The organism is Faecalibacillus intestinalis (genome assembly GCF_003024685.1).
GTDB classification, from domain to species: Bacteria; Bacillota_I; Bacilli_A; order Erysipelotrichales; family Coprobacillaceae; genus Faecalibacillus; species Faecalibacillus intestinalis.
On sequence record NZ_PYLQ01000009.1, the window covers coordinates 1 to 13,909 of the forward strand.

Genomic DNA, 13,909 nt, shown 5'->3' on the forward strand with positions numbered 1-13,909 from the left:
TTATCATTAACAGGTACAGATACAAGAGATCTTTTCTTATTGCCTTTACTAATGAAATGAGTGCTGCCACATGTAGGACATGAAAATCTAGATGGCTTGAATCTAATATCGATTTCATAATTAGATTCTTTATGATCTACAGTAAATGTTTCAACAACATCATCCTTGATATCAAATAGTTTTAATAATTCGTTGTTCATAATAATAATTTAATCAGGACCAGACAGTAAAATTGTATCAAAAAAGGGGATGATTCACATCCCCGCGAGAATTTAGAGGGTACTCCGCCTAATAATTTAAAGTGAACCTCTAAGCACCGGATAATTTAATATACCCAAAAAAGTAGTGGTATTTCTATATGTATTCGAGGTGATTTAAATGATTAAAAGATTTAATAAAAAAGGATTTACATTAGTAGAAATTATTGTTGTATTAGTTATTCTTGCAATACTTGCAGCAATTGCTGTTCCTTCTGTTTTAGGATATGTCGAAGAAGCTAAAAAAGAAAAATATATTGCAGAAGCTAAAGCTATTTACACTGTTATTCAGGTAGAAGAAGCTAGATTAGAAAATGAAATAGATTACACAGATAAAGGTGATTCATACCATAATATGGAAGATATCTATAAGAAACTACGTAATAATACAGCTGATAATCCAGATGGTGAAAATATTATTTCTAATAAAGTAGGTATTAAAAGTATGGACTGGATATATTCTAATGAATCTAAAGATGGTTATGTTTATCTTTTACATTGGACAAGTGATGATGGTAAAAAAATACAAGCAGAACTTTATAAGAATAAACAAGTTAAGATTACATCAATTAAATAATTTAAATTATTATAATTTTATTCTAAGAAGTTTATGACCATTCCTTATAAGAATGGTTTTTTTATGTAATAATTAAGAGAAAAATGTTGGATTATTAGAAATTTTATATATATGTGTTATAATATAGCCAAAAAAGGGGAATGGGCATATGAAGGAAAGATTGAAGAATAACAAGGGTTTTACGTTGGTAGAAATTATTGTTGTGTTAGTGATTTTAGCTATTTTAGCTGCTATTGCTGTACCTGCTGTTCTTGGATATGTAGATGAATCTAAAAAGACACGCTATATTGAAGAAGCTCATTCTATTTATACAGTTATTCAAACAGAGGAAGCAAGGTATAAAGCTTTAGGCAATGAATTAAATGATGATACTTATAATAATAATACTGAGTATAAAAAAGAATTAACAGAAACAATAACCAAAAAAACTGCTATTCAAAAAGTGACGTTTGGTACTTGTAGTCATATTGGAAAAGATAATGCAGAGTACTATGTTAATTTTACAAGTGATGATGGAAAGAATGTTTATTCTGTAATTAAAAGAAATAAAGATATAACAGTAAGTGTTAATTAGGGTGAGGAAGATGAAAAATAAGAAAGGTTTTACGTTGGTAGAGATTATTGTTGTATTAGTAATCTTAGCTATTTTAGCTGCGATTTCTGTACCTTCTGTAATTGGTTATGTAAATGAAGCTAAAGAGTCTCGCTATATTCAAGAAGCGCATTCTATTTATACGGTTGTTGAAACAGAAGTGGCTAAGTATAAGGCAACAGATAATCCTAGTGAAGTTGATATAGATAATTATATTAAAGATATATTGAGTGGTAATACAATTGCTACTGCAGATAATAATCAATTAAAAGGCATTATTGCGAAAAAGACAGAGTTAGATGATGTTGATGTAGAAAGAAATGGTAATACTTATACAATGTATTGGATTAGTGATGATGATCATCATATTGAAGCTACACTCACAAAGAATAAGGATGTAAAGATTGTAAGTACTGATAGTAATCATAATTTTGATTAGATGAGGTTTTTATGGATTCAATTATTATTTTAATTTATGTATATATGTTTTTAATAGGAATGTGTGTAGCAAGTTTTATGAATGTTGTGATTGATCGTGTTCCTAGAAATGAGAGTTTTGTAAAGGGAAGGAGTCATTGTGATCATTGTGGTGAGACTTTAAAATGGTATGATTTGATTCCTATTGTAAGTTATATTTTTTTAAGGGGTAAGTGTCGTTATTGTCATACTTCGATTCCTATTAGAGGTTTTTTGATTGAAATTTTTGGTGGATTGATTGGTATGTTTTGTTTTTATCGTTTTGGTTTTAGTATTGAAACGATTTTAATGTTTGTGATTGCGATGATTTTACTTGCGATTACAATGATTGATTTTGATACAATGATTATTCCTGATGGTTTAAATATAGCCATGTTCATTGTTTCTATTGTTTTAATGTATGTAAGACATATGTCTTTGTTAGAAAGTATTATGGGTATGTTTTGTATTTCTGTACCAATGATTTTATTAAATGTTTTAATTGCTGAATCTTTTGGTGGTGGAGATATTAAATTAATGTTTGTCTCAGGAATAGCTTTAGGATGGAAGTATAGTTTACTTGCTGCTTTTATTGGTATTTTATTTGCAGGAAGTTATAGTATTTATTTATTGGTAAGTAAAAAGATTGATAAAAAAGGACATATTGCTTTTGGTCCTTATTTATCAATTGGTATTTTTATTGCTTTATCTTATGGTAGTGAAATTATAAGTTGGTATTTAAATTTAATGATGTAAAGAGGTGATAGAATGGCTACATTTAAATATATTTCGAAAGATATGTCAGCTAAAACAATAAGAGGAACGTTAGAAGCTGATGATCGAAATGATTTAGTGAGAAAGCTTAAAGAACAAAATTTGTTTTTAGTAAGTTGCCAAGATGTCACTAAAAAGACTGTTAATCAGTATAAAATGAAATTAAATGAATTATCAGCTTATTCTAGAGAAATAGGAACAATGCTTGCTTCTGGTTTATCTTTGATTCGTATTTTTTCTATTATGGTTCGAAGAGAAGATAATAAAAAAATAAAAAAAATTTATGAAAATATTTATGTAAAGTTACAACAAGGATATACTTTATCCGCTGCTATGGAAGCTCAAGGTGTTGCTTTTCCTAATTTAATGATTCAAATGTATCGTTCAGGTGAAGCAAGTGGGGATATGGATAAAACGGCTTTAACGATGTCTGATCAGTATTCTAAGGATCATCGTATTAAAGGTAAAACTAAATCAGCAATGATGTATCCTATTATTTTAATTATAGTTACAATTGCTGTTTTGTTGATTGTTTATTTAGCGGTGTTACCTTCTTTCTTTGATATTTTTCAAAATGTTGAGTTACCATTGATTACTAAAATCAATATTAGTATTTCTAAGTTTTTACAAGATTATTGGTATTTTGTCTTATTGATTGCTGCAGGTTTGGTTGTCACTTTTATTGCTTTACTTAGAGTAGAAAAGGTACGTTTTCAAGTAGATAAATTAAAAATAAAAATTCCTAAGTTTGGTAAATTGTTGATGACAATTTATACGAGCAGATTTGCAAGAACTTTATGTTCTTTATATACAAGTGGGATGTCTATTGTTAATGCTTTAAATATTGCTAAAACAACGATTGGTAATGTTTATATTGAATCACAGTTTGACGGAGCTATTAAGAAATTAAGAAACGGGGAAAGTTTATCTCAAGCAATCAAGGACATTGATGGTTTTGATATTAAATTAACAAGTAGTATTTTTGTAGGAGAAGAAAGTGGGCGTTTGGAATCAATGCTTACTACTCTTGCAGATGATTTTGATTTTGAAGCAGAACAAGCATCAGAGAGAATGATTACCCTTATTCAACCATTAATGATTATCTTTTTAGCGGTTGTGATTTGTTTAATTATTATATCTGTATTATTACCAATTTATACATTGTATAACAATGTAGGAAATATGTAGGAGGAATTATGAGTTATATTGTATTTTTATCAACAAAAGGATTACAAATGGTTCAAGGAAATCTTTCAAAAAATAATATTCATATTTCTTCTTGCAAAGAATTTGAATTTGTTGAAGGAACAATGCTTGATGGGAATATTCTTGATGATCAACCTGTTAGAGATGTTTTACTTGATTTAAAAAAAGAAAATGTTGATAGTGTGAGACTTGTTGTCGATAGTGGACAAATTTTAGTGAAGTGTGCTGTTTTACCAAAAGTTTCTCATAAACAAATTCTTCAATTTGTAAAGGATGAATTTATTGACGTTGAAAGTCAATATACGGATTTATTATATGATTATGCAATCATAAAAGATAAAGTTGAAGGTAAAGAAGGTCAACTCGTTTTATGTGCGGCAATGGAAAGAGAGTTTTTAAAGCCGTATATTGATTTGTTTGATGAAATGGGAATTTCATTAGAATCAATTGATATTATGACAAATTCAATTATTAAATTAACAGAATCTATTCCTAAATTAACAAATCTATCTTATGTTTTAACAGTAATCAATGGACAAGATGTTATTCATTATTTATTTATTAATGGACAATATGAAATAGCTAATAGAATACGTATTTTCTCTGATCGTGGAACAGTTGCTTTTATTACTGAATTGTCCAATTCACTTACTAAATTAATGCAGTTTACTAAAGGTACTTATAAAGATGCCCAGTTAGAAAAAATCTATTTTGCGGGGCTAGAAACTTATGAAGAAGATATGTTGATGTCAACTATTTCTTCTAATTTGAGTATTGAGACATCTCGTTTTAAACCAACAAACCATACTTGTAGTAAAGATAATAATTTTCCTATTCATAAATATTTATTTGTAGGAAGTTTATGGAGGAGATAAGATGGCAAGAAACAGTAACAAAGATATTGATTTTTTATCTGTCTATAAAACAAAGAAAAAAATAAATATAAATTCTAAAACACTCTTGCTTATAGCATTACCTGTTTTACTCATTCTTATTTTTGCGACAAGTACACTTTATTTAACAATCACTAATAGAAACTTGCAAAAGGATGTTGATACATTGCAAACACAAATAGAAGAGGCTCTTGCTGCAACAGCATCTAATACAAATTCTGATCAACAAAAAGAATTAAGTAAGCTCAATGAACAACTTACAAACTTACAAACAATTACACAAACATTATCAAAATACCCTCAAATTGATAAAGGTATTTTAGAAACAATTGATAAATCATGTAAGAACTTAACAATTGATTCAATATCATTTAATCAAGAAACAGGAGCTATATCACTTACTGTAACAGCTTCTAAAGTTAATGGTTGTGAAGAAACAGTAAGAACACTTAGAGAATCAGGTACTTTTAAAACAGTTGATTACAATGGGTATACTCAAGATGGTGGTGTTAGTGAAACAACGGAAACCGTAACAGATCCTATAACAGGTGCGACAACAACACAAACAGTAACGAATACGACACCAATTACTTATAAATCATCGATTACATGTACATTAGAAGGAGGTACGACAAGTGGACAAGATTAAAGATTCATTTAAAAAACTTTCTTCTAGAGAAAAGACATTGATTTATATATTAGTGATTTTATTGATTGTTTGTTTTGGATGGTTGATTTTATTACAACCACAATTAACATCACATACATCATTAAAGTCTTCAAAAGATAGTTTAGAATTACAACTTACTGAATTAAAAGTAACAAGTTCATCTTCTTCAACAGAAGATATCAAAACACAAATTATGAATATTAATCAAGAAATTAAAGCTTTAAATGATCAATTTTACAATCTTATGTCAAAAGAAGATATTGATCAATTGATTACAAATCTAACAATAGAACATAAAATCAGTCCTACTAATTTAACAATGTCTGAAATAACACAAACAGATTTATCAAGTAAAAAGAGTGATGATAATTCATCTGATAACGCAAATGATAATACAGATGAATCTAAATCATCCAATGCTTTAGTTTATTCATGTGTTGTTACACAAACATGTAAAGGAACAAAAGCTAATTTACTCAATTTAATTGAAGATGTTAAAAATATGAGTGGTTTACATATTAATTCTGTTGCTTATGAAAATTCAACAGGTAACTTGGATTTAACAATTACATATACAGTTTATATGGTAGAAAAATAGTAAAAGAGGTGCAAACAATGAAAAATAAAAAGGGATCAACAATTGTATGGGCAATTACATTGATTATGGTTCTTGTAGTCATTGTAGGTGCCTCTTTGTCTTTTGCATATATGTCTTATAATCAATCTATTAAAAATAGAAATAAGACACAAGTTGAATTGATTGCTAATTCGGCAATTAAATCTCTAGCTGGTGCTATTGAAAATGATGAAAATAGTTCGCAGCTAATTCCAGATACAGGTAAACAAATTAATGTATCAAAGATGGAATGTTCTGTTCCTTATGGAACAATTTCAAATATTAAAATTAATCGAAAAAAAGAAAATTTAATTATTGCATCACTAAAAGCTAATTACCATGATGAAGATTATACAATTTATGCTTATTTAACGCAGTCTGATAATCAATGGAAATGTGTTCAATATGATACAAATGGAAATCGAGATATTTCTACTGATAGTAGCTCAAATGGAAATGATTCAGGAAATAATGGTAGTACAGATAATGATAATGACAATAATATTGGTTTGCCAGAAGGAAGTAATATAGCAGATACACTTGATAAAAGACTTACGGTTATGTTGAATCAATACTATGGAGATTTTAAAAATATTTATACATTTATTGATTGGTATAAAGATCAATGTAAGTATATGAATAAAACTACGGATGCTAATTATAATTGCGATTGGTGGTTTAATAATAGTGAGGGCTCTGATTATCATATTAAACAAGCATATTTAACATGTATGACACAAAATAATCAGTTTGATAAGTTGGAAGATGATATTTATAAAAAAATAAAAGATCAAAATATTATTTTTAATGATAACAAATATTGGTATCCAGATTTATATGTTAATTTTCATGTATTTCCAAATAGTAATGGAAAGTATTTTATCTATGCATCTCCTTCAAGTGGTGCAAGTAATGGAGGAGTTTATCTTATTTATTATGATCAATCTTGGTATGTTACTAAAAATAAATCATTTAGAGAAAGTGATTTTTTAAATGTAGACAGTATAAAAAATGCTGTAAGCAATACAGATCAATGGTTAAAAATTGAGTAGGAGGGATGAATATGAAAAATACAAAAGGTATGACACTTATTGAAGTAATCATCTCTCTATTAATTATTAGTACAGCATCTTTAATTATTGTGGTTGGTTTTGTTACTGCACTTAATCTTTTTACAGATTCTAATCATTATAAAGATGTAACAAATAAACAACAAAAAGCTTTAGTTGATGAAGAAAATAAAGATACAGATATTGATGTGGATGATACTTTAGCTAATTATTCTATTACTGTTAATGAGAGTGGTAATCCAATTATCGTCAATGGTACTTATAAAAAGGCGACAAGTAAAACATATAAGGATGTTAATCTTTCAAATTTTATTCCATCTATCCAAATTAGTGAAACTGTAAAAGGAAGAAATATTTATAAAAATTATTGCAAAATGATGCAAGAATTTTCGAATTATTTAAAAGAGCAAGGAGTCACGTCGGATGATAAATTATTTGAAGGAAAGACTAAAGAATATATAAAAGAGTGGATGATGCAAAAAACAGGTGAAAACAAATCAGATTTTATTACAAATTTACCTAAATTATATGCAAGTATATACTCTGATATAGAACTAGATTCATTATTAGAGGTTATTGGAACTTATAACAAAGATTTTGATAAGGAAAAGTATAAATATATTACACCATGTATGTATATATCAGATAGTACTAGAGAAAATTTAACTTATAAAGATTTTTTGAAGATGGTGGCTATAAAAAGTATGTATACATTTTAGTTGGTGATAAGGCAAAAAAAGGAGATCGTCCAACAGATATATGGGCATTGCTTGATAATACAACTGTTGAAGATGATCAAGATACTTGGTTAATTCCAAAAAGTGAAATAAGTACAAAAATACTTGAAAATAAAACATATTCAGAGTTTTATAAAATAATAAGTGATAATGAATGGATTTATTATACAACATCAAAATAGAAAAGAGGGTGACTAAGATGATAAAAAAAGTAAATAATAAAGGTATGACGTTAGTTGAAATTGTTGTTGTACTTTTAATTGCTTCTATTATTATGACAATTACTGGTGGAATCTTAGTCAACTCATTAGGTTATTTTGATACAACAACCAAGAAATCTTTAGATAAACAAACATTAGATGGTGTTCTAGATTTTATTAGTAATGAAATCACCTATGCAACAGATGTAAGAGTATCAAATACTAAACCAGATGATAGAGATTGGCATTATCTTTATGTATTAAAAAATGATAAAAATAAAGGTAGACTTTATCGTGATGGTAAAGCAGTTTTTGATGATGATTATTATATTAATAATCGAGATTTACAAATGGATGTTAGAGGTTTTACTACTAATGGATATCGTTTGGATTTAACACTTAAGTATTTAAATGGGACAGAAGAAGTATATTCAACAAAGAATACATATGAGTTGGTCAATTTTAATATTAATACAACTGATAAAACGACTTTATTTAGTAATATTTCTAGTACGACACAGTTATCAGAAAATACAAAACTTTATTATATAAAAGATGATTCGTCTAATAATAGCGATGATAATGAGAAAGAGGGCAGTGAAATCACAGTTGCTAAACAGGTTGAATGTATTAATACGAAAAATAATCGTGGTGATTATGTAGAAGGAAGACATTATAGTAAAGGTGATTTTGTTTATTGTGATGGGTCATGGTGGCAGTTAATTCAAGATAAAAGTAATGCTACTTCACCTGATAAAAGTAAAGCAAGATGGTGGAAAAAGATAGATAAAAATTATAGTCCACTAAGTGCATATACTAAAGGTGATATTGTTTTTTTTGAAAAAGAACAATGTTATTATCAATGCTTACAGGATATGTATTCTATGGGAGTTGGCAGTGATAGTTCTGATGGATATGCGCCAGATGGATTTAATGGAAAGCAGACCTATTGGAAGTATATTGGTCCTAAAAATACGGTTACAAAAGATGTACATAATTGTGATGATATTTCAATAAGAAGAACTGATACAGTTTTAAATAAATTGGATCGACTCACGGAAAGCCAAATAAATAGCATTCCTAAATATGATGTTAATAAAACGGATTATAAAATAGGTGATTATATATATAATGAAGAAAAAAACGGTATTAAACAATATTATTTGAAAGTATTGGATGGATCTGGAGGTCCCGGATCAAGTGCATCTTCTGGATGGCAAATTTTATCTCGTGACTGGAATAAAAATAGTGCATACTTAAAGGGTGATATTGTTTTATATTCTGAAGCTCAAGATTTAGGATATCTTAAAGCCATGCAAAATATAAATAAAGATAATAATCCAACAACATGGCCACATATGTTAGAAATTGTTAATGGTAATCCAAATCCAAATTATTTTTGGAGTACAGTAAATTGATGGAGGTTGACACATGAAAAGTTTACCAATAGGTGAAGTATTAAAAGAATATGGGTATATTAATGAAGAACAGTTACAGATTGCATTAGATGCCCAAAAGAAAGATAGAAGTAAAAGATTAGGGGAACATTTAATAGATTTAGGTTTTGTAAGTGAACAACAAATGTTAGAAGCTTTATCTGATAAATTAGCTGAGCCTTTAGTTTCATTGGATAATATAGATTTTGATATTAATGCTGTTAAAAAGATTCCTGAAGCAATGGCACAAAAATATAATGTCATTGGGTATGCTTTTAATGACAATGTGTTAACAGTAGCAACAAGTGATCCTTTAAATTATTATGGATTAGAAGATGTAAGACTTGTTTCAGGTTGTCGTATTAGTGTTTCACTTGCAACAAAAGCAGATATTCAAATTGCTATTGAAAGATATTATTCAGATGTTGATACTTTGAATTTAGTAGATGATATTGATGAATCGACTTTACCTGAAGTAGAAGAGGATCTAAATTTATTTGATGTGAATGAAGATGATACACCTGTTGTTAAATTATTAAATTCATTGTTAATTAGAGGATATAATACAAGTGCTTCTGATATTCATATTGAACCATTTGAAGATAAATTACATGTAAGAATGCGTATTGATGGAATGCTTGTTGATTATTTAGATTTAAATAAAAATATACAAGCGGCTTTGATTGTTAGAATTAAAATTTTATCTAACATGGATATTGCTGAAAAAAGATTACCTCAAGATGGTCATTTTATGGGAGTAATTGATGGAGTTGAATTAAATATTCGTGTCTCTGTTATTCCTACTATCTTTGGTGAAAAGATTGTTATGCGTTATTTGAATTCTAATAGTACTATTGACCGCTTAAGTACTTTTGGAATGACAGAAGAAAACTTTAATAAAATGAATCATATGATGTCTATGCCACATGGAATTATCTATGTAACGGGTCCTACTGGAAGTGGGAAAACTACAACACTTTATATGATCCTTGAAAAATTAGCTCAAGGACAAATCAATATTTCAACGATTGAAGATCCTGTGGAAAGAAAATTAAATCGTATTAATCAAATGCAAGTCAATACAATGTCTGGTCTTACATTTGATAGAGGATTGCGTGCTTTAATGAGACAAGATCCAGATGTAATCATGGTTGGAGAAACTCGTGATAAAGAAACTGCTGAAATTTCTGTTCGTGCAGCTATTACAGGACATTTGGTTGTCAGTACATTACATACGAACGATGCTATTAGTACGATTGTTAGGCTTGAAGAAATGGGTGTTGAACCTTATATGGTTGCTAACAGTTTAGTAGGTGTTGTTGCTCAACGTTTAATGCGAAAGGTTTGTCCTTATTGTAAAAAGGAAGTAGCTACTTCATTATCTGATCGTTTAGCTTTACAAGAAGGAATCAAATATATATCTAAAGGAACAGGCTGTCCTCATTGTAATCAAACAGGTTATAAGGGGAGAATTGCTATTCATGAAGTTATTGAAATAGATAGTAAAGTACGTAAAATGATTTCTAATCAAGAAGAAATAGATGATATTATGAAATATCTTGTTGAAGAACAAGGAGTAGAAACTTTAAGAGATCAAGCTTTAAAACTTGTTAAAGAAGGTAAAACAACAGTAGATGAATTCAATAAGATTATTGCTTATATTGATTAAAGGGGAATGTTATGGCAAATATTAATGATATTTTAAATGATGCAAGAATTAAAGGATGTAGTGATGTCCATATTGGTGAAAATACAGGTATAACATTGAGACAAGATGGAAAACTTATTGAATTTGAACAAACTTTTAGTAATGAAGAAATAAAAGAAATGATTTTATCAATGTGTAAAGATCGAATTTTAAAGATTGTAGAAAAACATGAAGATGCTGACTTTGTCTATGTAAATGATTTAGGAAGACATCGTGTTAATATTTATTTTCAACAAGGTTATATGACAGCCGCAATTCGTATCATCAATGAACAAATCAAGACATTAGAAGAATTAAATTTACCTGATGTTTTACATAAATTGGCTTTACTTCCTCGAGGACTTGTTCTAGTAACCGGTCCTACAGGAAGTGGAAAATCAACAACTTTAGCAGCAATGATTGATTTTATTTCTTCAATGAGAAATTGTCATATTCTTACCATTGAAGATCCAATTGAATATGTATATCAACAAAAACAAGCTCTTATTCATCAAAGGGAAGTCTATGAAGACGTTGATTCTTTTGATACAGCTTTAAAAAGTGCCATGCGTGAAGATCCAGATGTTATTCTTGTTGGAGAAATGAGAGACTATGAAACGATTCAAGCAGTTATTACTTTAGCTGAAACAGGCCATCTTGTATTTAGTACGCTTCATACTATTGGTGCTCCTAAAACAATTGATCGTATTATTGATGTTTTCCCTCCTCATAAACAAGCTCAAATTCGTGCTCAATTAGCCTCTGTTTTACAAGCGGTTGTTACTCAACAACTTTTACCACTTGCAAGTGGTAAAGGAAGAGCAGCTGCTTTAGAAATCATGATTGCTAATGACGCTATTAAAAATTTAATTAGGGAAAATAAAGGTCATCAAATAGAGACAATGATTCAAACTGGAAGAAATGAAGGAATGACAACATTAAATGCATCACTTGCTACTTTAGTAAATACTGGAAAAGTAAATCGTATGGTAGCAGAAAGATATTCTCTTGATGTTGGAGAATTAAGACAATTAATAAGATAGTTAAAAAGAATAAGCGAGTCTGCTTATTCTTTTGATTTGAGAAGGATGCAATTATTCATATATTGCATAACCTTTTATATACTCAAAAAGCAGCAGTATTAAAGATAGGTTTTAACACTGCTGTTTATTAAATACAAGTTCTTTTAGTGACACTACAAGAAATAATTACAAACTTGAATAACCTATTTTTTAGTAAGTTTTAAATTACTTACACACTTTTCTTGACAAACCCTTTGGTTTTTGAAAATAATTTTTTAATTCTTCAAATTCTTCAAAATCATATAGATGTTTTTGAAGATTACGAATTTGTTGTTTAGAAAAAGTGCTTATAAAATCACTGATATCTTCATGAAATTGCATTTTAATATACTTAATAATACTTTCCTTTGTTTCATCAAGAATACTATCTATTTCGTTATTTGCTTTTTCAGCTCTTTGGTTTGCTTCCTCCGCTTTTTTCTTCTCTTTCTCGGCTTTTTGATTCGCTTCTTCAGCTTTTTGCTTTTCTTCCTCGACTTTTTGATTCGCTTCTTTAATTTTTCTATCACGAGAACGAAGCAATATTTCATTATCTAAACGATCAAGATATTCTAGGTATGATTCTTCAGAAGATATATATTTGTCATGCATTTGTATCGCTTCCTTTATTCTATAATCTATTTCAATTTTATCATATGGTTTTTCGTTTTTAAAGAGATACATCAACTGATTAAAACTTGTCATTTCATTAATTACTTGATTGATATATTCGAGTTGAATGATTGTTATTTCCATGCGATTAAATGGATAGACAATATGATGTTCATCATCAACCATTCTAAAGTGACATTTATAAAGAGGTTCGTTATCTAAAATATGCCCATAACTAATAATTAATGATCTTACTACATGAGCACTAGTATAATCTTCTCCCTGTTTTACCTGTTGTCTTAAAAGTTCAGCATTATAAAGTTCAAAACGAACAAGTATCTCTTCATTTAAACCATAAGTTTGTAATTCGATATTGTAGAGATCACCTACATCATCAATAGCTAAAATATCTAAAATAAGTTTTTTTTCATAGAAATTTTTACCATATTGTTGTGCGTTTTTTAATTTAGTAGAAACAATCTCTCTGTCTAAAATAAGCTCTTGACAAATAAGGGTTCTAATTCTTTCATTTTCAACAAGCAAATGATGAAAATATAAATCATTTGAATATTTTTTAAAATTCTCTCTATTTTTGTTCATAAAAAGTCCTCCATTATTTATATTGACTTTTTATGAGTGTTTTTCTTTTTTTTATCAAAAAATTAAAATTTTTAAGTTTTGAAGATGTTTTTTTAATTCTTCAAATTCTTTAAAATCATATAAATGATCTAAAAGATCAAAAATTTGATATTTAGAAAGAGTATTTATAGAACTGCTTATATCTTCATGAAATTTTAGTTGAGAGTATCTGATAATGCTTTCTTTTGTTTCATTGATTAGATTTTCATATTTTTTATTTGCTTCTTCAAGCTTTCTATCACGAGAACGTAAAAGTATTTGATTATCTAACAAGTCAAAGTATTCTAGATATTCTTTATATAAATTATACATATTTACCACTTTCTACTATCTATAATAGCATATTTTAAATAAACAAAGAATATGTAAAATAAATTTTTAAAGTGGAAATAAGTGGATTTAAAAGAGATTATTATATTAATTTGT

At 28.1% G+C, this 13,909-nt stretch carries 16 protein-coding genes and 1 pseudogene; 14 read left to right on the forward strand and 3 right to left on the reverse strand.

Annotation, left to right across the window (positions count from 1 at the left end; all coding sequences use genetic code 11):
* Positions 1–200 (reverse strand): annotated as a pseudogene (locus tag C7U54_RS14460) (ISL3 family transposase); the annotation flags it as partial.
* Positions 201–378: 178 nt separating this feature from the next.
* Between C7U54_RS14460 and C7U54_RS07495 the strand changes: the two are divergent.
* The 14 genes from C7U54_RS07495 (at position 379) to C7U54_RS07555 (ending at position 12,214) form a co-directional block, all read left to right on the forward strand.
* Positions 379–834 (forward strand): type II secretion system protein, encoded by a 456-nt coding sequence (locus C7U54_RS07495; protein ID WP_107029869.1) that lies wholly within the window; start codon positions 379–381, stop codon positions 832–834.
* A gap of 148 nt (positions 835–982) precedes the next feature.
* Positions 983–1,408, forward strand: a complete 426-nt coding sequence (locus C7U54_RS07500; RefSeq protein ID WP_107029870.1) for a type II secretion system protein — start codon at positions 983–985, stop codon at positions 1,406–1,408.
* 10 nt (positions 1,409–1,418) lie between these two features.
* The gene (locus C7U54_RS07505) at positions 1,419–1,865 is read left to right on the forward strand and encodes a type II secretion system protein (RefSeq protein WP_107029871.1); all 447 of its coding nucleotides are present in this window, start codon (positions 1,419–1,421) and stop codon (positions 1,863–1,865) included.
* An 11-nt stretch (positions 1,866–1,876) separates the two neighbouring features.
* Positions 1,877–2,638, forward strand: coding sequence for a prepilin peptidase (locus tag C7U54_RS07510; protein WP_107029872.1), 762 nt, complete (start codon positions 1,877–1,879; stop codon positions 2,636–2,638).
* 12 nt (positions 2,639–2,650) lie between these two features.
* A complete protein-coding gene (locus C7U54_RS07515) occupies positions 2,651–3,844 on the forward strand; it encodes a type II secretion system F family protein (RefSeq protein ID WP_107029873.1) in 1,194 nt (397 codons plus the stop codon).
* Between the two features lie 8 nt (positions 3,845–3,852).
* Complete coding sequence (gene pilM / locus C7U54_RS07520) at positions 3,853–4,737, forward strand: type IV pilus biogenesis protein PilM (protein WP_107029874.1); 885 nt, start codon at positions 3,853–3,855, stop codon at positions 4,735–4,737.
* 1 nt (position 4,738) lies between these two features.
* Positions 4,739–5,404 carry a hypothetical protein gene (locus C7U54_RS07525; protein ID WP_022001775.1) on the forward strand — a complete coding sequence of 222 codons (666 nt, stop codon included), beginning with the start codon at positions 4,739–4,741 and terminating at the stop codon, positions 5,402–5,404.
* Complete coding sequence (gene gspM, locus C7U54_RS07530) at positions 5,391–6,023, forward strand: type II secretion system protein GspM (protein WP_022001774.1); 633 nt, start codon at positions 5,391–5,393, stop codon at positions 6,021–6,023. Before C7U54_RS07525 ends, gspM begins: the two co-directional genes overlap by 14 nt.
* Before the next feature lie 17 nt (positions 6,024–6,040).
* Positions 6,041–7,093: a hypothetical protein gene (locus tag C7U54_RS07535; RefSeq protein WP_107029875.1), complete on the forward strand. Its 1,053-nt coding sequence runs from the start codon at positions 6,041–6,043 to the stop codon at positions 7,091–7,093.
* 11 nt (positions 7,094–7,104) lie between these two features.
* Positions 7,105–7,830: a type IV pilus modification PilV family protein gene (locus C7U54_RS07540; protein ID WP_107029876.1), complete on the forward strand. Its 726-nt coding sequence runs from the start codon at positions 7,105–7,107 to the stop codon at positions 7,828–7,830.
* 47 nt (positions 7,831–7,877) lie between these two features.
* On the forward strand, positions 7,878–8,030 hold the full coding sequence (locus C7U54_RS14705; RefSeq protein ID WP_158563457.1) for a hypothetical protein: 153 nt from the start codon (positions 7,878–7,880) through the stop codon (positions 8,028–8,030).
* A gap of 17 nt (positions 8,031–8,047) precedes the next feature.
* The gene (locus tag C7U54_RS07545; RefSeq protein ID WP_158563456.1) at positions 8,048–9,466 is read left to right on the forward strand and encodes a PilW family protein; all 1,419 of its coding nucleotides are present in this window, start codon (positions 8,048–8,050) and stop codon (positions 9,464–9,466) included.
* Positions 9,467–9,479: 13 nt separating this feature from the next.
* A complete protein-coding gene (locus C7U54_RS07550) occupies positions 9,480–11,153 on the forward strand; it encodes a GspE/PulE family protein (RefSeq protein ID WP_107029878.1) in 1,674 nt (557 codons plus the stop codon).
* 11 nt (positions 11,154–11,164) lie between these two features.
* The gene (locus C7U54_RS07555) at positions 11,165–12,214 is read left to right on the forward strand and encodes a type IV pilus twitching motility protein PilT (RefSeq protein ID WP_107029879.1); all 1,050 of its coding nucleotides are present in this window, start codon (positions 11,165–11,167) and stop codon (positions 12,212–12,214) included.
* A gap of 204 nt (positions 12,215–12,418) precedes the next feature.
* Here the strand turns inward: C7U54_RS07555 and C7U54_RS07560 are convergent, their stop codons facing one another.
* A complete protein-coding gene (locus tag C7U54_RS07560; RefSeq protein ID WP_107029880.1) occupies positions 12,419–13,444 on the reverse strand; it encodes a PD-(D/E)XK nuclease family transposase in 1,026 nt (341 codons plus the stop codon).
* Between the two features lie 54 nt (positions 13,445–13,498).
* The gene (locus C7U54_RS07565) at positions 13,499–13,795 is read right to left on the reverse strand and encodes a hypothetical protein (protein ID WP_107029881.1); all 297 of its coding nucleotides are present in this window, start codon (positions 13,793–13,795) and stop codon (positions 13,499–13,501) included.
* Positions 13,796–13,909: the final 114 nt, after the last annotated feature.